Origin of the sequence: Phaeobacter sp. HS011, assembly GCF_018101215.1 — a bacterium.
Taxonomy (GTDB): Bacteria; Pseudomonadota; Alphaproteobacteria; order Rhodobacterales; family Rhodobacteraceae; genus Phaeobacter; species Phaeobacter inhibens.
Genome location: NZ_JAGEUF010000007.1, coordinates 193,070 through 215,619, shown reverse-complemented (window position 1 = coordinate 215,619; position 22,550 = coordinate 193,070). Strand labels below are relative to the sequence as shown.

Genomic DNA, 22,550 nt, shown 5'->3' with positions numbered 1-22,550 from the left:
GAAACCCCCGATAAGGCCAAGACAGGCTATTTTGCGTCAGTCACTCAGATCCGTGAACAGGTTTTCACTCTCGACAAAATCCAGCCGGTCGGTTTCCACCGTGCCCTCGTTGATGTCGCGCACCTCAACCTTGCCATCGCCGTAGCCCACCACCACGGTGTCACAGATGTCGATGAACAGCCCATTCTCAACCACGCCGGGGATCTGGTTCAGTACCAGCGCCATTTGCCGGACATTGCCGATACGGTTGAGATGCAGATCCAGAATATGATTGCCCTCATCCGTCACCAGCGCCGCATCCCCGTTCATCCGCAGGGTGGTTTTGCGCCCCATGACCTCCATCGCCACCAAAGTCTCCTCCAGCAGCGCCTGCGTGGTCTGCCAGCCAAAGGGGATCACCTCCACCGGCAGGGGAAAGGCGCCAAGGCTCTCGACCTCCTTGGCCTTGTCGGCAATCACCACCATCCGGTCCGATGCTGTGGCGACAATCTTCTCCTGCAGCAACGCCCCGCCACCACCCTTGATCAGGTTCAGATCGCGGTCAAATTCATCCGCCCCGTCAATGGTCAGATCCAGCCATTTCGCCTCATCCAGTGTCAGGATCTCGATCCCCACATCCCGGGCCAGCTCCGCCGTGCGGGTGGAGGTCGGCACGCCCTTGATGCGCAGACCGTCGTTTTGAACCATGTCGCCCAGACAGCGCACCAGCCAGGCGGCTGTGGAGCCTGTGCCCAACCCGACGCGCATGCCATCCTCAACCATCTCCGCCGCACGTTTAGCGGCAACAAATTTGGCCTTGTCGATGGGGGATAATTCTCCGGTCATGACCGCGACTCCATGCACTTGTTTTGTTGCGTTATTAAAGGGTTTGCGTTGCCCGTGCGAGGGCCCATGCTCTCCCCTTATGGTATTTCCAGATCAAAGACGGCAATCCCATCGCCGCCCCCCACGCATAAGGCGCATAGCTGCGCGCCCAATTGCTGATGCGTGGGATGTTCGGCGTACCGTTCCAATGCCGCGCGATCCGAAAACCGGATGACAAAGCCGTCGCTATAGGCTTGGGATTTGCGCTCAAAATCGCGGTTCGGCCCCCAGTCAAAGGCCAGCACGCCATCCAGACCACGCGAGAACTCCGCCAAAGCCTTCAGGACATCCTCGCACTCCACGCGCGAAGCCGCCTCATCGAACTGACAGAACACACAATGCAGGATCACAGCACACCCTCCGGCAGGGCAACCAGCTGCCCTTTCAGACCCTAGCTTCAGCCGCTCCCATGGGGCAAGCCCAACCTCCGGACACAGTCGGGCGTCCTCCTGCGCCAGTGTTTGCGCAAACTGCGTGTTTCCTATTGGAAACGTCGGAAACGGGCGTTACCAACACCCGCAGACAGCTTAGAATGGGTCCATGATGAACAGCTACCGCCTCCATTATGCCCCCGATAACGCCTCCCTGGTCATCCGGCTGGTGCTGGAGGAGCTTGGTGAGCCTTACGAATGCGTGCTGGTTGATCGCAGGGCCAAGGCGCAGACAAGCGCTGAATACCGCGCGCTGAACCCGAACGGGCTGATCCCGGTGCTGGAAACCCCGGACGGGCCAGTGTTTGAGACCGCCGCCATTCTGTTATGGCTGTCCGAACGGCACAGCGCGCTGGCCCCGCCTCCCAGCAGCCCAGACCGCGCAGCCTTCCTGAAGTGGCTGTTCTTTGCGTCCAACACGCTGCACGCAGATCTGCGGATGCTGTTTTATCCCAAGAAATACATCGGCCCGGACGCCGACCAGCAGGCACAGTTGCAACATGTGCTGCGTCAGCGCCTGTATCAGCATCTCACCCACCTCGACCAGGCCGCCGCAGCCCGCCCCTCATGGTTTGGTGCGGTGCACCCTTCGGTGTTGGACTATTATCTGGCCTGCCAGATACGCTGGATGGCGCTTTATCCAGCGCAGGCCGACAGATCCTGGTTCACCCTGGCGCATTACCCCAGCCTACACCGCCTCTGCGCGACGCTCGAAAGCCGCGCTGCGGTGGCTGTCGCCTGCGAGGCCGAAGGCCTCGGCCCGACACCCTTTACCCAGCCATCCTACGCAAATCCCTCAGAAGGATCAGCCACCTGATGTTCCTCTCCGTCTTCGACATGTTCAAAGTGGGCATTGGCCCTTCGTCCTCGCACACCATGGGGCCGATGGTGGCCGCCGCAAAGTTCCTGGACCTGATGCGCGCCTCGCCGTTTGAATTCCACGGGCTGCGCGCCTCGCTGCATGGCTCGCTCGCCTTCACAGGCGTTGGCCATGCCACCGATCGTGCCACCATCCTCGGCCTCGGCGGGTTTGTCGCCCATGACTATGATGATGAGAAGGCGGTCGCCTTCCTCGCAGAGCTGGACAAAACCCACACCATGCACCCCGAAGGTCTCGGCGCGCTGCATTTCGACCCCAAGGCCGATATGATCTTCGACTATGATCACGCGCTGCCCGGCCACGCCAACGGCATGATCCTGATGGCCACCGATGCCCAGGGCGACGTGATTCTGCGGCAGGTGTATTACTCCATCGGCGGAGGCTTTGTCCTCACGGAGGAAGAACTGGCTGCCGGTAAGGCCACAGACGAAGGCGAGCCGGTGCCCTACCCCTTCAAGTCCGCCGCCGAAATGCTGGAGATGGCCAAGGCCAGCGGCAAATCCATTGCTGGTATGAAACGCGCCAATGAGATCGCGCGCGGCTGCGAGGTCAGCCTCGCCAAAGGCACCGCCCGCATCTGGCAGGTGATGAACGATTGCATCAACCGGGGTCTGGAACGGGACGGCATTCTGCCCGGTGGCCTCAATGTGCGCCGCCGTGCCAAGGGGATCCACGATGCCCTGCAGGCCGAACGTGGCATGAACATCAACGCGCCCCACACAATCAATGACTGGATGAGCGTCTATGCGATGGCCGTGAACGAGGAAAACGCCGCTGGCGGACAGGTTGTCACTGCCCCCACCAATGGCGCCGCAGGCACCCTGCCGGCTGTCATTCGCTACTATCTCGACCACGTGCCAGGCGCGTCTGAGACCCATGTCGAGGATTTCCTGCTGACCGCCGCCGCCATCGCGGGCCTCGTGAAATACAACGCGTCCATCTCGGGTGCTGAGGCAGGCTGTCAGGCCGAAGTTGGATCAGCCGCCGCCATGTCCGCTGCGGGTCTCTGCGCGGTGATGGGTGGCACACCCGAACAGGTGGAGAACGCGGCTGAGATCGCGCTGGAGCATCACCTGGGCATGACCTGCGATCCCGTCAAAGGGCTGGTGCAGGTGCCCTGCATCGAGCGCAATGGATTGGCGGCGATCAAGGCGGTCTCCGCCGCCTCTCTCGCCCTGCGTGGTGACGGCCAGCACTTCGTGCCGCTGGATGCCTGTATTGAGACCATGCGCCAGACCGGCGAAGACATGCATGACAAGTACAAGGAAACCTCGCTCGGCGGCCTTGCGGTGAACGTGCCGAACTGCTGAGAACACATGACCTCTTTCTGGCGGGACGCAGATCACACTCAACACGCATCCCGCCAGATCCAAATCGCAACCCCTGCTTGCATCCCCATGCGCCCGCGCCTAGCGTGGCCGCATGACACATGACCGCCCCTCTCTCGGCATCCTCCTGATGCTTGGTTTCTGCATCACCGCCCCGATGGGGGATGCGGTGGCCAAACTTCTGGGGGCGCATATCCCTCTTGGCCAGCTGCTGTTTGTCCGCTTTGCCGCTCAGGTTCTGCTGCTGGCCCCGCTGATCTGGGCGACAGGCCGCATCTGGCGAATGCAGGGCCGCGTGTTGCGCCTCACCTTTGTGCGCACGCTGCTACATATCGCGGGCATTGGTGCCATGTTCACCGGTCTGAAATACCTGCCGCTTGCGGATGCGGTGGCGATTGCCTTTGTGATGCCGTTCATCATGCTGCTCCTCGGCAAATATGTGCTGGGCGAAGAGGTGGGCATGATCCGTCTTCTGGCCTGCATTGTCGGATTTGGCGGCACACTTCTGGTGATCCAGCCCAGCTTTGTAACGGTCGGCTGGCACGCGCTCTGGCCACTGATGGTGGCGGTGATCTTTGCGCTGTTCATGCTGGTCACCCGCCAGATCGCCAAGGACACCGATCCGGTGGGCCTGCAGGCGGTCTCCGGCACCATGGCCTGCGTGCTACTGGCCCCCGTGCTGCTGCTGGGCCAGATCACGGATAGTCCGGTGCTGGCGCTGATCACACCAAATGCTGAGCAATGGGGCCTTCTGGCCGCAATCGGCCTGCTGGGCACCGCCGCGCATCTGCTGATGACATGGAGCCTGCGCTACGCACCCGCTGCCACACTGGCCTCGATGCAGTACCTGGAAATTCCGGTCGCAGCCCTGATTGGCCTGTGGATCTTTGATGAGCTGCCAAACGGCCTCGCGGCAATCGGCATCCTGATCACCATTGCCGCCGGTCTCTTCGTAATCCTGCGCGAACGCCAGATCCAGTTGCAAAAAGCGGCCGCCGATAGGGCCGCGCTCCTGCTCAAGGATCCGCCCATCGCACCCGAACAGCCGGCGGTCTGATCGGCTTGGCCGGTTAGGGCAGAACAAGACTGCTTAAGACAGGGCGAGACAGGAAAAGGCCCGCGTATCAGGCCTGCGCCTGTAACGCGGCCACAACATCCGCCAGCCGGGCCCGCGGCAAAATAACCAGCATCCCCGGCCCATCCGCCCTGAGCCGCACCGGCCCCGTCGCCCGGTTAGAGGTCCCGACCCGCGCCATCGGATCCAGCCGCAAGCCCTCGATGGGCCATGCCAGCCCCTCCGACCAGCCGGTGACCTGCTGCATCGGGAACAGCGACACCACCTCCCCCGCCGTCAGCGGCAGCGCGATCTCACCGCGCAGATGGAACACCACCTCCTGCGGGCCAAGCAGCACGCAGGGACTGGGATGGGGTTGTACCAGCGTGTTGAACCCGGCCAGCTGATGGTCGATCCGGCCGCCCAGAAATCCAACTCCCAGCACCACCGGCGCGCCGATCATCCGCAGCGCCTTGTCGAAATCTGTGGTGGTCTGCTCGGTCACATGATGCAGCGCCCCCGGCGCCAGCCCCGCCTGCACTTCCGCTGCCAGCGAATCCAGGTCGCCAATCACCGCCACCGGGTGATGCCCCGCCGCCAGCGCATGCGCCGCCCCGCCATCCGCCGCCACCAACACCGGGGCCAGCGCCAGCGCCGCCTCCAGATCATCCGGTCCCAACACCCCGGCGCCAACCAGCGTCACCGGCTCAACCCGCTCAACAATCAGCTCTTTCATACCGGGATTACTGGCAGAAAAGGAAACAGACCACAATCTGAACACAAAATGATACGATCAATTGCACGGATTCGGGCGCAATTTGACCCCCTGCGCCAGCAACGTAAGCGGCAATGACTTTGGCGAGGACACCTATCCGATGGTACAGAACAACAAGGTTTTGACAGTCTCCTACGGGACTTTTTCCTGCACATTGGAAGGGTTCGACGATTCATTTGGCACCATGAAGGCGATTGCGGAGTATTTTCGCGATCTCGCCTCCGATGACCGCTACTTCGGGGCAGAACCGCCCCAGCCGGACGCCGAGATGCTCGCCCGGATTGCCCAGCGCGAGGTCGCCCGCCAGGTTGAGGCCCGCACCAGCGCCGAAGGCATCCACCTGCGCGCCGCAACGCTGACTGCCCCCCCCGCCGTAACCCCGGCACCACCAGCCGATGATGCCCCGCCGCCCCGCGCCACCAGCGCCCTCGCATCCCCGGCGGCGGCCCCGGTGACCGCCGCTGACCCGGTTGTGCCCTCCGCCAGACGCGTCGAAACTGCGCCTGCCGCACCGCAGGTTCAGCCCGCGAGCGAAGCCCCAATCCACGTGGCAGAGGTGCCCCCGCAGGAGGTACAACAGACTCCGCCGCCCGCCCCTGCAGCCGAAATTCCCGCCGCAGAGCCGGTCGCCGCAGAGGTTGAGACTGCTCACGTCACTACCGATCTGGCCAATACAGCTGAGGCCGAGCCTGTTCAGGCCGACACTGTCACCTCCGCCGAAAGCATCGCGGCCAAACTGCGCCGGATCCGCGCCGTCGTCGCCAAAACCCCAACGGATGAGTTCACCGAAGATCAGCACGCCGAGCAGGCCCGCGAAGACGCGGTGAAAGACATCACCAATGCGCTTTCTGCGGATCACGACGCGGTTGATGCAGATATCGCGGATGAGGGGCCGGATGAGACGCTCACGGAAGCCGCCGATGCCAACAGCGACGCCGATATCGCCGAGGCGCTGAACCGCCTTGACCTTGGAACTGAAACGGACGCTCCCGCATCTGGCACAACAGCCATCCCCAATGTGCCCGAAGGCGCCGAAGAGTTCTTCGCCGACAGCAGCAGCCCCGAAGGTGATGACGACACCTCTGACGAAGACGCCGCAGATAACCTGGGTGATATCGCTGCCGAACAGAACCGCGACACGCCCGCTGCAGCCTCACAGCCCGAAGAGACCGAAGAGACCGAAGAGACCGAGGTCACAGCTGACGCAGCCACACCCGCCAAGACCGAAACGCCGCGCAAGCGGGGCCGCGTGCTGCGCGTCAAACGCCGCGAAATCGAAGGTGCCATGGCCAGCGGCACGCTGGAGGCGGTCGATGATGGGACCGGCGACACAGCTGTTGACGCCCACCCCACCCCGTCACCCGAGACCGACACACCGGAAGCAGAGCCCGCCGCCGACAGCAGCCTGTCCCCCGATGACGAGGCCGAACTGCTGGCCGAACTCGCCGCGGTGGAGGCGGATCTGCTGGGCGGCGACGATATCGATGATATCTCAGATGCGCTGGCCGCTTATGACGACGAAGAGGACAGTGCTGCGCCTCAGCCCGATGACACGGCAAAGCCTCAGCATCCTGCGCAGCTGACAGAGACCCCGCAACCCATCAGCACCCCGGCAGACGCCGCCGCATCCGTGGCCCCGCAGCCCGGCGCCAAGCGCGGCGCAACCAGCACCGCCGACGGCGATATCGCGCGCCTGATGGCCGCTGCCGACGAACGTCTGGAAGACCCCGAAAACAGCACCTCGCGCGAAACCTACAGCCAGCTGCGCGCCGTGATGGCCGCAGCCTCGACCGAACGCAGCGCCGGTGGCGCCCTGGAGAGCAAAGATGACGCGCAGGTCTACCGCGACGATCTGGCCAGCGTGGTGCGCCCACGCCGCCCCGATGCCCGCCAGGCCCCCGGCGGTGAAGGCCGCAGCGACGCCGATCAGCGCCCTGCCAAACCCGCCAGCCGCCCGGCACCGTTGAAACTGGTCCAGGAGCAGCGCATCGACGACAGCAGTGCCGCCCCAGCCGCACCGGTGCGCCCGCGCCGGGTCTCCGCCGCGATCCTGACCGAAGAGACCCCTGCAAGCAGCGCCACCGAGGGCGGCTTTGCCGCCTACGCCGAAGAAAGCGGCGCGGTAGAACTCGGCGAGCTGCTTGAGGCCGCCGCCGCCTATATGAGTTTTGTGGAAGGGCGCGATCACTTCTCCCGCCCACAGCTGATGAACAAGGTGCGCGGCGTTGATGGGACCGAGTTCAACCGCGAAGACGGGCTGCGCAGCTTTGGCCAGCTGCTGCGCGAGGGCAAGATTGAACGCGCCGACAACGGCCGCTTCACCGCCTCCGGCCAGATCGGTTTTCAACCCGGCAACCGCGCTGTCGGCTGACCTCTGACCCCCGTGCAACACACAAAAGGCGGCCCCCAAAGGCCGCCTTTTTCTGTCTAGGGCAAGATGTTCAGGACAAGCCGCCCGTCATCTTTCCAGAAATACTCCGGGGTGAATTGACCGCGAGGTCAAGAGGGGCAGCGCCCCTTGCCCGGCGACATCACCAACTCAACCCTGATCCTGATCCGGGTCATTGGGATCTGCCTTGCCGACGCCGCGAAAGACGAATTTGAACGGCAGGATCCACAACACCCCCAGCAGCACATAGACAATCAGCTCAACCAGCAGCGAGGGCCGGTCGAGCCAGCTGATCACATTGACCGCCAGCACGATATAGACCGGCATGCCGATCAACAGGATCACCAAGGCCCAGCGCCGCCGCGCCTTGTAGCTCAGACCACTTTCGTCAGACATCAGTCGGCAAAGGGATCGGTCACCAGAATGGTGTCGTCCCGCTCCGGGCTGGTGGACAGCAGCGCAACCGGACAGTCGATCAGCTCTTCCACGCGCTTGACGTATTTGATGGCATTGGCCGGCAGATCGTTCCAGCTGCGCGCCCCTTCGGTGCTTTCACTCCAGCCCGGCATCTCTTCATAGATGGGGGTGCAGCGCGCCTGCTGGTCAGCAGCAGTGGGCAGATAGTCCAGACGGGTCCCGTCCAGATCGTAGCCCACACAGATCTTCAGGGTTTCAAACCCATCCAACACGTCCAGCTTGGTCAACGAAATACCTGTAATCCCAGAGGTCGCACAGGTCTGGCGCACAAGGCAGGCATCAAACCAGCCACAGCGACGCTGACGGCCGGTGGTGGTGCCAAATTCATGACCCCGCGTACCCAGACGCTCGCCATCCGCATCCGGGGTGCCATCCGCATTCAGCAGCTCGGTCGGGAACGGGCCTTCGCCCACACGGGTGGTATAGGCCTTCACGATGCCCAGCACATAATCGATGGAGCCCGGACCAATGCCCACACCGGTTGCCGCCTGACCGGCAATCACGTTGGAGGAAGTCACAAACGGGTAAGTCCCGAAATCAATATCCAGAAGCGCGCCCTGCGCCCCCTCAAACAGGATCCGCTTGCCCGCCTTGCGCTTTTCGTTCAGCACTTTCCAGACCGGCGCGGCAAAAGGCAGGATCTCCTTGGAGATCTCTTTCAGCTCTGCGATCAGCCCGTCACGATCCACGGCTTCGATGCCCAGGCCCTTGCGCAGCGGATCATGGTGTTGCAGCGCACGATCAACGCGGGCAATCAGGGTCGCCTCATCCGCCAGATCCGCCACGCGGATCGCCCGGCGACCCACTTTGTCCTCATAGGCCGGGCCAATGCCGCGACCGGTGGTGCCGATCTTGGTGCCCTTGGAGGCCGCCTCTTCCCGCGCCCGGTCCAGCTCACCATGCAGCGGCAGGATCAGTGGCGTGTTTTCCGCAATCATCAGCGTCTGAGGCGAGATGTCCACGCCCTGCGCGCGCACGGTCTCGATCTCTTTCATCAGGTGCCAGGGGTCCAGCACCACGCCATTGCCAATGACCGAGAGCTTGCCGCCCCGCACCACACCCGAGGGCAGCGCGTGCAGCTTGTAGACTTTGCTGTCGATCACCAGCGTATGACCGGCGTTATGGCCGCCCTGAAAACGCGCAATGACATCAGCGCGCTCGCTGAGCCAATCGACAATCTTGCCTTTACCTTCGTCACCCCATTGGGCGCCGACTACCACGACATTGGCCATCTCAGGTCCTCTGTATGCTGGTTGAAACCGACGCTCCGTATAACGAGACCGCGCAGACAGGGGAACCGGTTTTTCGCCGCACCCCGCCTGCGCACCGCTTTTCCACAAGATATCGCGCCGCTAAGCCCCCCGAAACAGGCCCAAAACAGATCCAAGCCCCACCCCACCCACCAGCCACACACCAACCGGCGCGCCAAAGCCCCATCTAATGCCCCCGGCCCCAGCTCCCCCCGTGAGATCCAGCGATTCCCCTCGGGCGATTGGGAAACATGACGAGGGCGAGATCACCCCAGCCGCAACTCCAAACGCAGCCCCCGGCAGTCAGAACATCAAACGTGAACGACGGCTCGCAGCCCAATTCGGACAATCGCACGAGGCCTGCGACGCCCTCGCTGCAGACGCGAAGGATCCCGCCAGACTTCCCGAGAGCGGACCTTCAGGCTAGCTCAGCTGGCCAGGACGATGCTGCACCCCGCTCGAAGGTTAGAGATGCGCAGATAGCGCCTTTTGCAAACTCAGCCGTTTGATGCGACTGGCCGAGGGTTTCTGCTGCGACGCAGCCCGCCGGTCCGGCCATTCGCTGCGACTACGAGGTTTTGGAACCGGTGAACTCATACAGTGCGGGACATTGCTGCCATTGTCGTTACAAGTGTTTGCTGACGCAGCATTCGCTTGCAGGCGCGGCACGCTCATCGCTGCGTCGCAACCGATGTTGCGAGACCGGCTATTCAAAGCCATTCTGAGGTGCGGACTTCAGACCGTTCTTTCGCTGCAGCCCGGACCTGCTAACGATGAGCCGGACTCAACCGCCGCTCCCGCTCCTAAGACCAATGTCGGTAGCAGCCAAAGCAAACGCCCAATAGTCGCCCCGAATTCGTCGAAACAGACCTTCACCTTTCCCACAAAGCTCGAAGCAAGCACAAGAAAGTTGTCATTAACTGGAACATTCAGTGACGGCGAGGTGAACCGGACCTTACCGGAACGGCGTTGCGCCATACATTCGATGCTTTGCAGCGTCGGCAGATCCGTTCACCGAACCCTTCACTCCAGAACGCGGTGTTGCAGCGCAGGCACTGGCGCTCCCGCGGTACGTCTCTGCGGGCCGGAACCAAGAATACTTCATTTTGATCGGTATTGGTCATGATTGGCCTACCTCCATCATTCAGAGCCGCTCCTTTTGCCGCATGTACCCAAACTGCTAGTCATGCTGTTCGCCATCCGTCTCTGATATTCCCAAACCAGAGTAAAGGTGCCGGATCTGAGTTTCGGAGACACCGTCGGATTGCATAACAAGGCGCACCATTGGATCGGCAAGCATTTCCTCGAAAAGGAACGCCGACAGCTCTTTTCCCGAAAGCTTGTCTTTGACCCGGGCGCTGTCGAGATCCGCCAACGAAACGACCAGGCTCCTCGTCAGACCAGGATGTGATTTCCGGGGATGCAGATGCACCAGTACCGAAGCCTTCCAGGCCTGAGGGTTCAAGAGGTCAGGCGGTGCGGATAATTCGGTTTCAATATCATACTCACCCGCGGGGAGTGCCTCATCAAAACCCGGCAAGGTGAAGGATCGGGAAAATACTGCGACGGTCCTGCTGCTGAGCTGATCCATTGATTTATCTCTCCTCTGCTGCTGTGCTTTATTGCGCGGCCCATAGCGTGCATGTCTCAGCCGCTTGACGGTTTCCTTGACCATCAAACAGCAGGATTGGGCATTTCCGGGGTTATGAATGGCACACGAAGGCCGCCACATGAGCCATCCGGTCTTTGAGAGAGATGTTGCGATCGCCTGACGGCCGGAGCCATTTTCATGCCAGCGGCGCGGCACGGAAAGATGCGCGATTTACAATAGTATAGCCATTCTCTGCATCATTTGCCACGGAACGCCACAGACGGGGGCCCCTGATCCCGGTTTGAAGCAACTCTGTTAAGGAAACGCTGGGATCAAAAAAGCTCAGTAATCCGACCATTGCGGCTACCGGCAGCACCTTCTGTCAATGGTCTGTTTCTGTGTAATACCTTTGAAACATCGGGGGCTTCCATGGCGCGCGCAAGGGCGCTGTAGCTCATTTTCATCAACATCTCGCTGCCGATGCGCAGGGGGCAATTGGTCGTCTCAACCACAATGTGATCGCTGGTCGCACCGGCAAAGATAACAGCCGCTGGAAAGGTCAGCCCGGCAGCGTCGGTGTCTTGCAGCCCGAGGGCCAGGATCGAGCGGGTTGTCCAATGATTGCCTGGCACCAGGCTCAGCGCCGAGAGAGCCGGGTCGGATAATTTCAGCGGTACCGGCTTTGATTTGATTTTTGTTTCAATCACCTCGGCCAGCAGTATGAAGGCATCTGTATGAAGCCCGCTGATCGGGTGTCCCGAAACAGGGTCGGTTCCCAGCAGGATGGCCTCGCCTATGCGCAAATTGTTGATCCGGTCTGCGGGCCCGCCATCAAGAGCCCAGGACAAGTTTGCGGAACTTCCCCCAGAAACTGTTTCGACGAAGGGGCCGCATGCCCCCTCGGTTTCATCGGCGAGCGATGAAAGTACTGCCATCGCCTGAGATGTGGGGGCTGCATCAGCCAGACAGGCGAAATTTGCGCCAATACCCTTGAGAAGCACACCCGGCGTTCTGGTGACGTGAAGGGCAGCGTTGGTCAGATCCTCGGGCATAATACCTTCCCGCCCATCCCCCATTTCCACCATCAGAATTATCTCGTGACTGATGCCTCTGCGCAGGGCCGCAGCGGCAAGCTTTGCAATAACGCTGGTCTCTGTATTGCAGCTTGCTTCACAAGTTTCGACGATTTGCCCGGCCTGGCTCAGCATTGGGGTCCGGATCATCAGGATCGGACAGGTCAGCCCTGCTTTGCGCATGCGTCTTACATTGGCAAGCCGCGCATCTGCCAATCCGATCGCGCCGCCGTCCAGCATCGCCCTTGCAACACCAGGGTGACCGCAGACGCCTTTTGTGACCCCTGTGACGGTAATTCCGAGTGGTTTCAGACGCTCAACAAGGCATCGCGTGTTGTCGCGGATTTTGTGCAGGTCAATTTTGATACGCGGTGCGGTCATAGCGCTGCCGCAACAGGCATCGGCCGTAACCGGGGGTATGCCGACAGGACAATTTCGGCAAGATGCGCGGCAGGTCGGCTAAGGGCATCGCTGACAGGAAGGCTCAGGTTGCGGGCATGTTCCTTGATCACGGCAGTGATTTCGACGTCCGTCATCCCCTCGTGATTGAGTGTGACGCCGATCACCTTTGTGGTCGCGAAGGCTTCAATCAAGGCGATCTCGTCAGCGGGATCAGGCATGGCCATGTTTGGAAAGTCGCAACGGTGCGCCCGCTTGGGGGCGTGCTGAAGGATCACCGCGTCGGGCTGGCTGCCGCGTAGAATGAATGCCGACGTGCAGAATGCCGGATGGCTGAGTGCGCCCTGGCCCTCGATCAGAATGACATCAGGCTGTTCACCTTCGGATGCCGCGACAATGGCCCCTTCAAGTTCCCCGCAGCAGAATTGCGGCGGCACCGCGTCCATGGCCACGCCGTATTTGGCCCCCTGCATCAGGCCGGTCTGGCCGGTGCCAACCAGAACCGTCTTGATCCCCTGCGCATTCAGTTCGCGTGCGAGAAGCGTTGCCGTCGTCCGCTTCCCAATCGCACAATCGGTTCCCAGCACAGCAATGCGGATTGCCTTCACCTTCGCGACACTGCCGTCAAACAGACGCATGTCCTTGCTGTTCCGGGGTTTGCGGATATCGCGCAGGGAGACATTGCGCGATTTGGCTGCCAGGGCGATCTCCGCGTCGTCACTGAGGTATTCATGCAGCCCGCTGACAATGTTCATCCCCAAAGATACTGCATCCAGCACAACACGGCGGTCATCTGCCGACAGTTTTCCGTCTGACGGAGCCATCCCATAGATCAGCGTGTCAGGAATGACGGCCTCATGAGTAACCGCCGTTTCAAGATCGCCAAAGACTGGTATGTGGTTCGGGGTGCCATCAAGGATCTGCCCGCTGTCACCCCCTGCGTGATCACTGTCGACCACCGAGAGTATGCGATAGGCTTGTGAGTGTCGGACAAGCCCGTTTGCTGTCTTGCCGTCAACACGTGCGAAATTCCCTTCGCAATACACGATTGCGGTTGGGGGGCGCGCCGCAGGAGATTTACCAGGTTCCTGAGAGTGCTCAGATGATCGTGGTTGCGGACCGCTGGCATTTTGCCATACCGGCCTTTCCGCTTTGACTGCGGTTTCCATGGAATTTCCTTCTGAGAGGCCCGCGCTCAGGGCGTTGGTGTCCATGACGCAGGTATTGATGCTGCCAGGTCGGCAGCCGGGGGTGTGACGCCTAGTTGTTCAGAACACAGCGACCTTTCTTCTGCTGAAAATTCTTGTTGCACTCCCAACGGTTACCCGTTCTGGCAAGATGTGCATTTTCCGGCAGTTCAATCAGGATGCAGTGGTCACCGGACACTGCGTAGCCGCGCTCGCATGTCCACCGCTGACCATAAGCCGATGCATTCAGGAAGGCGTGTTCTGGAACTTCGATAACTGCGCAGGCGTCGCCTTTGGCTTCGAAACCGCGGTCGCATAGCCAGCTTGGCCCGTGTGTGCTGTTGGTCAGATAGGCGTCAGGCGGCAGAACTATTTTCTGGCAGAAATCGTCGATTTTTCTATACCCGCGGAGGCAATTCCACCGAGTTCCTGAGGGGGCAAGATACCCGCCTTCGGGCACAAAGACTTTAGCACAGGACGCCCCTTCGGCCTCAATGAACCCGTGTGAGCATTCCCACCCGGGACCATAGCTTCTGTGTGTGGGGTAGGCATTTTGCGGAACGACGACAGCTATACAGGTGCTGCCGACCGCCCGGTAAGACCGGTTGCATTCCCAGCCATCGCCGTAACTGCTTTTATGTGCATTCTCTGGCACTGAAAGAGCAACCGTCTCTGAGAATGCAGGTTGAATGAAGGCTGCCAGCAGCCCGAACACCACAACAATGCGTTTGATCGTTGAGTGCAGAAAACGTCGTAATTCCATCACCCGGCTGAAGTTCTCCGCGTTGGCACGAAGACGCGGGATTGGTGGAAGAAGATTACGATGCATCTAATTCCAGCCCGGCCAGACAAGCCTGCGCCAGATCACGGTTTGGCGTTTCAGCGCCCGGAACTGTTGCCCAGCCCGTTGCAATAACCGCGTCCCGGCGTTTGAAGGACATCGTTTCCTGGATTGACGCCAGCTTGGCGATCCGGTCGGTGTCTGTCTTGGCCATGTTGACGCACACTGGCACCAAGGCTGCAATCAGTTCGTCATGGGATCTGGTGCTTGCCATTGCCTCTGCATGACCTCCTGTCACCCAGCCGCCCCAGGAAAAACCGGCAATAGTTATAGAAACCGCGCCAATCAAGGCACCGTAAACACCGGGTTTCAGCCATTCGGGATAAGTCATTTCTGGTCCTCCTGCGGAGAAAGCGCCGCCTCGCTATGATTGTAGTCATGTGTGGAATTCGCTGTCGCGGTTCAGCGCCGTTTCCAAATCCTTCTGAGTGATCAGGCGCAGTTCGGTCCGCCCCGAGCGGCCGCCCCTGCCATGGACCAGCAGGTAAGTTGCTGTGGTTCGGTAAGCCTCGAAGCTGAGCCCCTGAATAAGCTCCTCTTCCACGATAACTTCGTACCCACCCGCAGGAAGTTCGTCAGCGTAGCCAGCTAAGGCAAACGGATGGGAAAACGTCACCATCAGTCTGGACGACCGTGTGTTCATCCTGTTTCTCATTGATGTCCTGTGTGGCGGCTGCTTGCAGCTGCTGCCGCGGGGCGCCTCGTAACCTGTTGCGCGAGATCACGGCAGCGCTGAGTGTCATCAAGACTTTAAGCTGAAAGGAATGTGCCCGTGCTGATCGATGTTAGCGCCTGCCGTTTTTCCAGCTTGGGCGGTTCCATGTGTGGTTTTGATCAACCGCAGAGGCGGGTGCTTCCCAGCCGCTGTTCTCTGCCCGGGTATAGGGTGACCTGAAGCCATAAGATGATCCGGAGCCTGGCCCCAATCGGCCGCGTCTTCCGCTGACGGAGAAAGCCTGATTTTTGACAAGCCTCCGCAACGCAGCGCCGCTAGCTAACCTAGGTCAGTGCGCACTGATTGGGATCCAGCTAAGCATCTCGGACTGGCCATGTATTTGCCAGAGGGGGTATTACGAGTGCCAAGAAGCGCGGAGGATGTGCCGGCCTAATTTGGCTCGGCATATGGTTCGCGCTTCTTATTTTCCGCGAACGCCAAAGAAAGGACAATCGAATGACACCTGAAACAAGAGAGATGTCCATAAAACTGGCCTCTGTCAGGGCTGCCTGCGAAAGGGCTCCTGCCGGGCCACGGAAAGACACCGCCTGGAAGCATTACCGGCTGGCCGAGCTGGCGCAGAGCGAGGAAAACGATGCTGAAATGTACAAGGAGCTTGATGCGGCAAAACTAGCCCTGGTGTAGCCGTCTTATTCCGGACTGGTTTTCCGGCCGCCCAGGTTTCACCCGAAGGCAGCCGCTTCATTTCAGAAGCGGCCCAGCCTGATCCAGATATCCCGGATCGAAATCCGCCAGTGCCACCAGGCGGTCAAAACTGCCGAACTTCACATAACCGTCGCGGAAAGTGACCAGGTCTCGTTCCCGCAGTTGGCGCAGCACACGATTCACATGAACTGCGGTCAGTCCCAGCGCGTCGGCCAGATGGTATTGCGTTAACGGGCAGGCGTAGCCCGCCTTGCTTCCCATCCCGACAAGAGCCAGCCTTGCACCCAGTTCCAGCAGGAAATGCGCCATTCGGGCATCCGCATCACGGCGCCCAAGTCCCACAAGATGCTCCACCACCATTGCTTCATCCCGGGACGCGGCCCATAGTATGGCTGCCGCCAGCCTTGGGGTATCGGCAAATGCCCCAAGAAGGTCTTCTGCCAGAACTTCCGCAGCTTCGATCTCCACGATAGGTTCAATGCTATGGTCAGAGGTGCGCAGAAGAACACTGCGCAATCCCAGAAAATCACCCGGAATCTGGAAGTCAACGATCTGGCGCGACCCCTCCTGCTGAATTTTATAGGAGCAGGCCCAGCCGGAGGACAGAATATAGGCAGCTTGTTCCGGCTGCCCCTGATGCACAAGATCGCTCCCGGCAGCAAACGTTCTGCGGCGCTGGTGCAAACGCTCCAGCACGGCAAGCTCATCTTCTGACAATACGGCAAAAGCTGATAGCTTTCTTGTAAACGGGCTATTTTTAATGGCGTTCATGGCCCCCCCTGGACAGACACAGCATTTCGGAACGCCCGCAGGACAGGGCTGCTCTCGATCAGTCCAGCATACTCCGTTTTCTGCAAAGATGCCCTTGATCACCAGTCTGCCACATTGGCTTGATATGCAATGCAAGAAAGGAAAATGCAGGATGACTGAGTATTCCGACAAGGCTGGAATGGCCGCCTTATCAATTTGCGAGGCGCTGCTGCTTGCCATGAATGACCTCCAAGTGATGCCGGAGCATGAAATCACCGGAATCCTTCGTGACGCTGCAGCCTCACATGAAAACGCCGCCGGTACGGATGCAGACATCGCAGCTCACAAGGCAGCAGCCGCTCTGATCAATCAGATCATCGCCCACGGAAACTCTGTCCGGCGGCCGTGATCGCGGCTCCCGGCAAGCGGCGCGAAGGGCTGAAATCGGGAGGCGATCAATGCTTTGCAAAGCCCGCTCCCTGCGCTTTGGTAACCCCGGTGCAACCCGCAGCATCAGCCAGAGCCGCCGCCGGTTGCTGAATGGCGGCTTTTGAAAAAATGGCCCAAATGCTTCGCGCCTGCAGCGAAGTGCGCGCTGCGCTTGGTGCGAATGTCGTGAAAGGGCTGCCTGGCGTCATCAGGCCGGTTGGATCTGGTGCGGGTTCGCTGCAACTCTGCTGCCGCATTGCCGCAGGTCGACGTTGATCCTTCACCGCGGAAAGGCTTTGATGCTGCGGCTGTACAAGTCTAGCACCTTAACGGCCTACGGGTCAGCTCAAAAGGCCAGGTTCGACGGACGAGCACCAACAATGCGCGGTATCGCGTTTTATAATTTGTGCCGTTTCGCAAAATCAACGAATGTCCGGACGCGGGATGGCATGTTGCGCTTCGATAGGTAGTTAAGCGAAAATCTTGGCAACGTAGCGGCCCGGCCTTCCAGAACCTGAACCAAGCTGCCGTCTTCCAGCGAGCATTCGGCAGAGCTTGCAAAGATATAGGCCAGCCCAAGTCCCGCCTTTGCGCCTTCAAGGATGGAGGTCACGTCGTTGGTAACAAGCTTGGGGCGCGGCATAACCGAATAGGGACCGTCTGCGCCTGTAAACACCCAGGGGGCCAGATTGTTGGCACCAGTAAAGGCAAAACACACCCCTCCATGTGCCGCCACATCTGCCGGTTCCTTAAGGTGCGGACCTTTCGCTAGATAGTCGGGGGATGCGACGATCATCATCTCCTGTGTGGGGCCAATTGCGATGGCATGTGTGTCAGGATCAAGTAGGGTCTCGGCACGTATTGCAGCATCAACCCCGCTGGTCACGAGGTCGACCTTGGTTTCGTCATAGATGAGTTCAATCGTCATCGCCGGATGCTCTTTGGCAAAACCTGTGATCAGAGCATCCAGAAACAATTGACCCGTAGCAGTCGGTGCAGTCAGCCGAAGCGTGCCCGAAATATCTTCGTTTAGATCATGCACATCCTTCAGCGCGGTTTCCAGGTCGTTAATCGCGGGCAGACTGCGGCGATAAAGCAGCTCCCCTGCTTGGGTCAAGGCTATGGTCCGGGTCGAGCGTTCGATCAGGCGCACGCCGAGGCGGTCTTCGAACCGTTGCACCGCTTCGCTAACTGATCCCGCTCCCAGTTTCAGCTTGTCGGCAGCTGCGCGAAAACCGTTTTCGTGGGCCACCGCCACGAATATCGACACATCGTTCAACTCATTCCGCTTCACTGTTCGATAATCCTAACACTGCGATCTAAAAGACCCTGTTCATCTAACAACTATTTCGAACTACCCTACTTGGCAATGGAAACGGCACGCTCTGCCACACACCTCGCCAAGGCCAGGCACGTCGAAAGGATAGAACCAATGAGTACGATGAAAATCTGGGACCTGCATATGACCTATGACGGACCGATGAACGAAGAGTTTTTTCAAGATACCAATCGGTTGGCCGAAAGCATTGCACAGGAAACCGGCGTGATCTGGAAGATCTGGACCTTGGATGAAAGCACCGGTGATTTCGGTTCAACCTACCTTTTCCGGGATCTCGCGGCGCTGGAAACCTACAAAGCGATGCACGTGCAGCGGTTGGAAGCCATCGGTGTTACTGTAGCGTCAGATCATGTGTTTGATATCATGGAAGACCTCAGTGCGATCACCCATGCCCCCTTGGGAGAAACGGTCTGAAACAATGCAAATGAGCTTTCTGATGAGCAACCGAACTTTCCTAACCCTTCACAGCATAATCTACGCGTTCTTCGCCTTTGCACTTTTTTTCCTGCCCGGCTTTCTGTGGCCAAACTACGGCGTGGAGCTGAATGACCGCTATGCTTGGTTCCTGTCCCAGCACAACAGCATTTTCCTTGGAGGGATTGCCATTCTCGGGTTCCTGCTTCGGGATGTGACCGATGGGGCAACCATCCGGAGGCTCCTGACCGGGCTGATGGCAACCAATGCGCTTGGGTTTATCGTAACGCTATATGCCGCCATGATTGGTGTCTTTACCGGCTTTGGCTGGTCGGATCCCGCCTTCTTTGCATTTCTTGCGGCGATGAGCTTCTTACAACTTAAAAAGTCTGATCAAGCCTGATCATCAGAAACAGAGTTCGGGTCGCTCAGCTCCGAACGCCTTGCTGAAAACCCGGCCCTACTTGTCTGTGATCCGGACACCAATCAGCTGAAAATCTAAGCAATGCGTGAGCGGCTGCTTTGAGAAAATCCGCTGTACCGCCGCAAACGCCACGCTGCCAGTGCAACGGTTGTCTGCATGAGCACTGGCCGCACGGACAAAAGGCGGGTTTGTCCGCATCCCCTCCAGTCCGTTCTGTTTGGCGGCTGCACCTGCAGCGAATGGCGGCCTCTTGCAAAGCTCATGCAGCGTAGGGTCGTCGGCCGGCTATCAGACCCCAAGACTTTGCAAACGTCGCTCCCCGCGCATCCTCCCCATCGTCACACCCGCCCGTTGCGCACCCACCGCGCGCCCTCTTCATGCTCTTCACCCACATCTCTGCCAGACTGACCGCTGATCGATCACCCCAGCGCAACCGGAGTAACCGCCCTGCTGCGCCACCAACCAAGACGACCCAAGATTGGCTCCGCATCCGCATGGTGCTGCGTAAGATCGCAGTTGGCACGCCAGGCAATGCGGAGGCAGATCAGGATATCCTGTCCGCCAGGCCTCACCCGGGCCTGACCAGAGATTCAGCGGCGGCGCCGCCCTCTTCGTCCGCAAGAGACATCAAAAAAACCAAGATAGCAGACCGGAGACCTCAAGACTAAAAAAGCCCGGCACAGCACGATGTGTCACCGCAGTGTCGGACCCCATGTTTGGCCACCCTCGTAGAGGCCCTGCGCGCCCGCAACGCGGAACGCGGGCTCAGCCTTCCTGCACCGCAGGTTCTGCCAGCCGCACCGGCTGGCCATGGGGCGTTGCGAGGTAGGCAACCTCCCATTTCCGGCGCATGTCTTCGGCCTCCTCGGCCGCGACGGTGCCGGCCTCCGCCAGATATTGCTCCAGCGTTTCCAGCCAGGCGGCAAAGTAATCCTCGCCACCATTCAGATCCTTCGCCAGCCCGTGACGGCGCAGCGTCGCAGAAAACCGCGACACCCAGTCACCCCAGGAAAACGCCCCGTTTTCATTCAGATGTACCGTCAGCGCAAAGACCTGCGCGTGCCAGGGCTGATCAAAGGCCGGTTCCGGGCGGTTTGCCGTCGATGTGTCGAATGCGCTCATACCGGCTCCAGATAGCTTTGCCACAAATCCAGAACCACCTCATCACCCGGGTGTTCGGCATGGGACCACAATGCATCAGCCGGGAAAACCACCGCATAAAGCGGCTCGGGCGCCTCCCCCAACCCATGCGCGGCACTGTCCGGCAGCACATGACGGCCATGCAGCCGCAGGATGTGCCCCGTGGCCCCCACCGCATAGGTCGGCAGCCGCGTATGGCCGCCCTCCACCAGCCGGTTGCCGCCGGGTCGGCGACAGCGCACCGCATCACCGGGGGCAAAGCTGGGCACAATTAGGCTGGGGCGATCTGCCGGGCCACCCTTGGCAAGTGCTGCGGCCACATCCGCCGCCTTTAGGGCACGGGCCGCAAGCGGATGCGGGGCCACGCCCTCTGCGCCCGTGCCATCGCCAGCCGCCGCAGCAGCCCCCGCCAGATCCTCAGCACTCAGCACCTGTTTTTCGACCAATAGGCTCGCCAGGCCCGCAAGCCATTTCTCGTAGTAGGAAAACCGCGTGTAATCCAAGGGGGCCAAGCGCTCGCGGGCATGACGCGAGGTGTCGATATTCCACTGCCCCAACGCGCCGCAGGCCAGCGTTATCGCCAGCGCACGGGCGTGCCACTCTTCGGCAAATACCGGCGCATCCTGCGGTTCGGGCTTCACCGGCCCGTCACCGAATCGTCCCCCCATGTCATGGACCCGGCTCATCTTGGCGCCTCAGGGATGTCCGTGCCGATCATACTGTCGCGGCTGACCAATGCCGCCAGCGCGTCCTCGCTCAGTCCTTCGGTATCTTTGGGTCGCATTGGCAGCACCAGATAGCGCAGCTCGGCGGTCGAATCCCAAACCCGCACAGATGTGCCTTCGGGCAGGGTCACGCCAAACTCCGCCAGCACCCGGCGCGGCTCGCGCACGGCGCGGGACCGATAGGCATCCGATTTATACCACCCCGGCGGAATGCCGAGCAGCGGCCACGGGTAACAGCTGCATAAGGTGCAGACGACCATATTATGCTGCTCGGGCGTGTTCTCCACCACCACCATATGCTCGCCCTGACGGCCATAATACCCAAGCTCAGCCAGTACCGGGTCGGCATCAGCCAGCAGCGCGGCCTTGAAATCCGGATCGCTCCACGCCCGTGCCACCACACGCGCGCCATTCGCAGGACCAATGCGGTTTTGATAGGTGTCGATGATCTCGTCCAGAGCGGCGGGATCGATCAGACCCTTCTCGGTCAGCAGGGTTTCCAGCGCCTTGACGCGCAAGGCAGGGTCCGGGGGCAAGAGGCTGTGCGGGGCGTCGGCGTGATCATGAGGCATATGGCGAGACTGCCCGCCGCAGCACAAACCTGTCCAGTCACAATCCGTCATGGATGTGATCAGCAGGGCTGATGCCAGGCACAACCGGCCCGCCCCGATGCTGCCCCCTTATCCTCGCCCGCTCTTCGATCCTGCGCTGTTTTTCGCAGATTTAGGCCCACCCGGCAGCCACAGCCCTGCGTTCTCCGCGCTTCGGCAAACTGAGCCCTTGCCCCTCAGAGCAATCTTCCCTATTTACCGCCCGATACTCAGCCAACCGCCGTAGGATCCTATGGAAAACGTCGTACTCATCATCCATCTTCTTCTGGCCTTGGGGCTGATTGCCGTTGTCCTCTTGCAGCGTTCCGAAGGCGGCGGCCTTGGCATGGGCAGCGGCGGTGGCGGGGCCATGTCCGGCCGGGCCGCAGCCACCGCGATGAGCAAGCTGACCTGGATCCTGGCGGTCGCCTTTATCGGCACCTCGATCACGCTGACCATTCTGGCAGCACAGAAATCCGCAGGCTCTTCGGTCGCAGACCGCCTGAGCGCCCCTGCCGCAGAGGGTGCTGCTGATGCACCCGAAGCACCGCTCGGCAGCGATCTGCTGCCACCGGTTCAGGGCGACAACGCACCGCTGGTTCCCAGCGCAGACTAAACCCGGCCCTCCGGGTCCGGACCTTTGGATCAGCCCAGCGGATCTCACCGCTTTGGGCAGATCCGACAATGACCACTGCGTCTGACGCGGGATTCGCGAGAATCCACTACACTTAGAATGAACAAAAGCAGCCGTAACAGCATCTTGCGGCTTGCTTGCGCATTTTGCGCGAATCCTTTATACGTAAAGCCCCGTGATGCTGC

Annotated in this window: 25 protein-coding genes; 9 read left to right on the top strand and 16 right to left on the bottom strand. The window is 60.5% G+C overall.

What is annotated here, in order from left to right; genetic code table 11:
• Positions 1–36: 36 nt before the first annotated feature.
• Entirely contained in the window at positions 37–825 is a 789-nt protein-coding gene (gene rpiA, locus J4721_RS15275; protein ID WP_014875275.1) for a ribose-5-phosphate isomerase RpiA, read from the bottom strand.
• A 77-nt stretch (positions 826–902) separates the two neighbouring features.
• Positions 903–1,214, bottom strand: a complete 312-nt coding sequence (locus tag J4721_RS15270) for a Dabb family protein (protein WP_211002942.1) — start codon at positions 1,212–1,214, stop codon at positions 903–905.
• A gap of 190 nt (positions 1,215–1,404) precedes the next feature.
• On the opposite strand from J4721_RS15270, the gene J4721_RS15265 reads away from it, so the two are divergent.
• The 3 genes from J4721_RS15265 (at position 1,405) to J4721_RS15255 (ending at position 4,560) form a co-directional block, all read left to right on the top strand.
• Complete coding sequence (locus J4721_RS15265; RefSeq protein ID WP_211002943.1) at positions 1,405–2,112, top strand: glutathione S-transferase family protein; 708 nt, start codon at positions 1,405–1,407, stop codon at positions 2,110–2,112.
• Positions 2,112–3,485 (top strand): L-serine ammonia-lyase, encoded by a 1,374-nt coding sequence (locus J4721_RS15260; protein WP_014875278.1) that lies wholly within the window; start codon positions 2,112–2,114, stop codon positions 3,483–3,485. The genes J4721_RS15265 and J4721_RS15260 overlap by 1 nt, the downstream gene beginning before the upstream one ends.
• Positions 3,486–3,597: 112 nt before the next feature.
• Positions 3,598–4,560 carry a DMT family transporter gene (locus tag J4721_RS15255; protein ID WP_014875279.1) on the top strand — a complete coding sequence of 321 codons (963 nt, stop codon included), beginning with the start codon at positions 3,598–3,600 and terminating at the stop codon, positions 4,558–4,560.
• Between the two features lie 67 nt (positions 4,561–4,627).
• Here J4721_RS15255 and J4721_RS15250 read toward each other — a convergent pair whose 3' ends face one another.
• Positions 4,628–5,293: a thiamine diphosphokinase gene (locus J4721_RS15250; protein ID WP_211002944.1), complete on the bottom strand. Its 666-nt coding sequence runs from the start codon at positions 5,291–5,293 to the stop codon at positions 4,628–4,630.
• An 82-nt stretch (positions 5,294–5,375) separates the two neighbouring features.
• Between J4721_RS15250 and J4721_RS15245 the strand changes: the two genes are divergently transcribed.
• Positions 5,376–7,703: a chemotaxis protein CheA gene (locus J4721_RS15245; RefSeq protein WP_247656143.1), complete on the top strand. Its 2,328-nt coding sequence runs from the start codon at positions 5,376–5,378 to the stop codon at positions 7,701–7,703.
• A gap of 168 nt (positions 7,704–7,871) precedes the next feature.
• Here the strand turns inward: J4721_RS15245 and J4721_RS15240 are convergent, their stop codons facing one another.
• The 8 genes from J4721_RS15240 to J4721_RS15205 all read right to left on the bottom strand — a co-directional run bounded on the left by J4721_RS15240 (position 7,872) and on the right by J4721_RS15205 (position 15,182).
• Positions 7,872–8,117: a DUF2842 domain-containing protein gene (locus tag J4721_RS15240; RefSeq protein WP_014880665.1), complete on the bottom strand. Its 246-nt coding sequence runs from the start codon at positions 8,115–8,117 to the stop codon at positions 7,872–7,874.
• Entirely contained in the window at positions 8,117–9,430 is a 1,314-nt protein-coding gene (locus tag J4721_RS15235; protein ID WP_102870247.1) for an adenylosuccinate synthase, read from the bottom strand. The genes J4721_RS15240 and J4721_RS15235 overlap by 1 nt, the downstream gene beginning before the upstream one ends.
• Positions 9,431–10,628: 1,198 nt before the next feature.
• On the bottom strand, positions 10,629–11,039 hold the full coding sequence (locus J4721_RS15230) for a hypothetical protein (RefSeq protein WP_061049194.1): 411 nt from the start codon (positions 11,037–11,039) through the stop codon (positions 10,629–10,631).
• 332 nt (positions 11,040–11,371) lie between these two features.
• The gene (locus J4721_RS15225; protein ID WP_211002945.1) at positions 11,372–12,493 is read right to left on the bottom strand and encodes an alanine/ornithine racemase family PLP-dependent enzyme; all 1,122 of its coding nucleotides are present in this window, start codon (positions 12,491–12,493) and stop codon (positions 11,372–11,374) included.
• Positions 12,490–13,470, bottom strand: a complete 981-nt coding sequence (locus J4721_RS15220; protein ID WP_371816079.1) for a DUF1611 domain-containing protein — start codon at positions 13,468–13,470, stop codon at positions 12,490–12,492. Before J4721_RS15220 ends, J4721_RS15225 begins: the two co-directional genes overlap by 4 nt.
• 301 nt (positions 13,471–13,771) lie before the next feature.
• Complete coding sequence (locus J4721_RS15215) at positions 13,772–14,527, bottom strand: hypothetical protein (protein ID WP_247656142.1); 756 nt, start codon at positions 14,525–14,527, stop codon at positions 13,772–13,774.
• Positions 14,517–14,870, bottom strand: coding sequence for a hypothetical protein (locus J4721_RS15210; protein WP_014875288.1), 354 nt, complete (start codon positions 14,868–14,870; stop codon positions 14,517–14,519). Before J4721_RS15210 ends, J4721_RS15215 begins: the two co-directional genes overlap by 11 nt.
• A gap of 45 nt (positions 14,871–14,915) precedes the next feature.
• Positions 14,916–15,182, bottom strand: coding sequence for a hypothetical protein (locus tag J4721_RS15205; RefSeq protein ID WP_247656141.1), 267 nt, complete (start codon positions 15,180–15,182; stop codon positions 14,916–14,918).
• Between the two features lie 528 nt (positions 15,183–15,710).
• Here J4721_RS15205 and J4721_RS15200 point away from each other — a divergent pair.
• Positions 15,711–15,899 carry a hypothetical protein gene (locus J4721_RS15200; protein ID WP_027246853.1) on the top strand — a complete coding sequence of 63 codons (189 nt, stop codon included), beginning with the start codon at positions 15,711–15,713 and terminating at the stop codon, positions 15,897–15,899.
• Positions 15,900–15,956: 57 nt separating this feature from the next.
• Here the strand turns inward: J4721_RS15200 and J4721_RS15195 are convergent, their stop codons facing one another.
• Complete coding sequence (locus J4721_RS15195) at positions 15,957–16,691, bottom strand: Crp/Fnr family transcriptional regulator (protein WP_027246852.1); 735 nt, start codon at positions 16,689–16,691, stop codon at positions 15,957–15,959.
• Positions 16,692–16,842: 151 nt separating this feature from the next.
• Here J4721_RS15195 and J4721_RS19790 point away from each other — a divergent pair, with 151 nt between their 5' ends.
• A complete protein-coding gene (locus J4721_RS19790; RefSeq protein WP_211003046.1) occupies positions 16,843–17,079 on the top strand; it encodes a hypothetical protein in 237 nt (78 codons plus the stop codon).
• A 417-nt stretch (positions 17,080–17,496) separates the two neighbouring features.
• Here the strand turns inward: J4721_RS19790 and J4721_RS15190 are convergent, their stop codons facing one another.
• Positions 17,497–18,369, bottom strand: coding sequence for a LysR substrate-binding domain-containing protein (locus J4721_RS15190; protein WP_371816078.1), 873 nt, complete (start codon positions 18,367–18,369; stop codon positions 17,497–17,499).
• Positions 18,370–18,531: 162 nt separating this feature from the next.
• Between J4721_RS15190 and J4721_RS15185 the strand changes: the two genes are divergently transcribed.
• Positions 18,532–18,852 carry a monooxygenase gene (locus J4721_RS15185; RefSeq protein WP_014875291.1) on the top strand — a complete coding sequence of 107 codons (321 nt, stop codon included), beginning with the start codon at positions 18,532–18,534 and terminating at the stop codon, positions 18,850–18,852.
• Between the two features lie 22 nt (positions 18,853–18,874).
• Positions 18,875–19,255 carry a hypothetical protein gene (locus J4721_RS15180; protein WP_211002948.1) on the top strand — a complete coding sequence of 127 codons (381 nt, stop codon included), beginning with the start codon at positions 18,875–18,877 and terminating at the stop codon, positions 19,253–19,255.
• 786 nt (positions 19,256–20,041) lie between these two features.
• Here the strand turns inward: J4721_RS15180 and J4721_RS15175 are convergent.
• Genes J4721_RS15175 through nthA form a run of 3 tightly spaced genes read right to left on the bottom strand, consistent with a single transcriptional unit; the run spans position 20,042 to position 21,713 of the window.
• Complete coding sequence (locus tag J4721_RS15175) at positions 20,042–20,398, bottom strand: nitrile hydratase accessory protein (protein ID WP_211002949.1); 357 nt, start codon at positions 20,396–20,398, stop codon at positions 20,042–20,044.
• On the bottom strand, positions 20,395–21,102 hold the full coding sequence (gene nthB / locus J4721_RS15170) for a nitrile hydratase subunit beta (RefSeq protein ID WP_211002950.1): 708 nt from the start codon (positions 21,100–21,102) through the stop codon (positions 20,395–20,397). Before nthB ends, J4721_RS15175 begins: the two co-directional genes overlap by 4 nt.
• Positions 21,099–21,713: a nitrile hydratase subunit alpha gene (gene nthA / locus J4721_RS15165; protein WP_044040802.1), complete on the bottom strand. Its 615-nt coding sequence runs from the start codon at positions 21,711–21,713 to the stop codon at positions 21,099–21,101. Before nthA ends, nthB begins: the two co-directional genes overlap by 4 nt.
• Positions 21,714–21,984: 271 nt before the next feature.
• On the opposite strand from nthA, the gene secG reads away from it, so the two are divergent.
• Entirely contained in the window at positions 21,985–22,347 is a 363-nt protein-coding gene (gene secG, locus J4721_RS15160) for a preprotein translocase subunit SecG (RefSeq protein WP_211002951.1), read from the top strand.
• Positions 22,348–22,550 lie beyond the last annotated feature (203 nt).

What these genes read in the sequence shown, in the direction of transcription:
- rpiA (WP_014875275.1), bottom strand. Translation starts at nt 825, where the DNA reads ATGACCGGAGAATTATCCCCCATCGACAAGGCCAAATTTGTTGCCGCT.
- J4721_RS15265 (WP_211002943.1), top strand. Translation starts at nt 1,405, where the DNA reads ATGATGAACAGCTACCGCCTCCATTATGCCCCCGATAACGCCTCCCTG.
- J4721_RS15260 (WP_014875278.1), top strand. Translation starts at nt 2,112, where the DNA reads ATGTTCCTCTCCGTCTTCGACATGTTCAAAGTGGGCATTGGCCCTTCG.
- J4721_RS15255 (WP_014875279.1), top strand. Translation starts at nt 3,598, where the DNA reads ATGACACATGACCGCCCCTCTCTCGGCATCCTCCTGATGCTTGGTTTC.
- J4721_RS15250 (WP_211002944.1), bottom strand. Translation starts at nt 5,293, where the DNA reads ATGAAAGAGCTGATTGTTGAGCGGGTTGAGCCGGTGACGCTGGTTGGC.
- J4721_RS15240 (WP_014880665.1), bottom strand. Translation starts at nt 8,117, where the DNA reads ATGTCTGACGAAAGTGGTCTGAGCTACAAGGCGCGGCGGCGCTGGGCC.
- J4721_RS15235 (WP_102870247.1), bottom strand. Translation starts at nt 9,430, where the DNA reads ATGGCCAATGTCGTGGTAGTCGGCGCCCAATGGGGTGACGAAGGTAAA.
- J4721_RS15230 (WP_061049194.1), bottom strand. Translation starts at nt 11,039, where the DNA reads ATGGATCAGCTCAGCAGCAGGACCGTCGCAGTATTTTCCCGATCCTTC.
- J4721_RS15225 (WP_211002945.1), bottom strand. Translation starts at nt 12,493, where the DNA reads ATGACCGCACCGCGTATCAAAATTGACCTGCACAAAATCCGCGACAAC.
- J4721_RS15215 (WP_247656142.1), bottom strand. Translation starts at nt 14,527, where the DNA reads ATGCATCGTAATCTTCTTCCACCAATCCCGCGTCTTCGTGCCAACGCG.
- J4721_RS15210 (WP_014875288.1), bottom strand. Translation starts at nt 14,870, where the DNA reads ATGACTTATCCCGAATGGCTGAAACCCGGTGTTTACGGTGCCTTGATT.
- J4721_RS15205 (WP_247656141.1), bottom strand. Translation starts at nt 15,182, where the DNA reads ATGAACACACGGTCGTCCAGACTGATGGTGACGTTTTCCCATCCGTTT.
- J4721_RS15200 (WP_027246853.1), top strand. Translation starts at nt 15,711, where the DNA reads ATGACACCTGAAACAAGAGAGATGTCCATAAAACTGGCCTCTGTCAGG.
- J4721_RS15195 (WP_027246852.1), bottom strand. Translation starts at nt 16,691, where the DNA reads ATGAACGCCATTAAAAATAGCCCGTTTACAAGAAAGCTATCAGCTTTT.
- J4721_RS19790 (WP_211003046.1), top strand. Translation starts at nt 16,843, where the DNA reads ATGACTGAGTATTCCGACAAGGCTGGAATGGCCGCCTTATCAATTTGC.
- J4721_RS15185 (WP_014875291.1), top strand. Translation starts at nt 18,532, where the DNA reads ATGAGTACGATGAAAATCTGGGACCTGCATATGACCTATGACGGACCG.
- J4721_RS15180 (WP_211002948.1), top strand. Translation starts at nt 18,875, where the DNA reads ATGAGCAACCGAACTTTCCTAACCCTTCACAGCATAATCTACGCGTTC.
- J4721_RS15175 (WP_211002949.1), bottom strand. Translation starts at nt 20,398, where the DNA reads ATGAGCGCATTCGACACATCGACGGCAAACCGCCCGGAACCGGCCTTT.
- nthB (WP_211002950.1), bottom strand. Translation starts at nt 21,102, where the DNA reads ATGAGCCGGGTCCATGACATGGGGGGACGATTCGGTGACGGGCCGGTG.
- nthA (WP_044040802.1), bottom strand. Translation starts at nt 21,713, where the DNA reads ATGCCTCATGATCACGCCGACGCCCCGCACAGCCTCTTGCCCCCGGAC.
- secG (WP_211002951.1), top strand. Translation starts at nt 21,985, where the DNA reads ATGGAAAACGTCGTACTCATCATCCATCTTCTTCTGGCCTTGGGGCTG.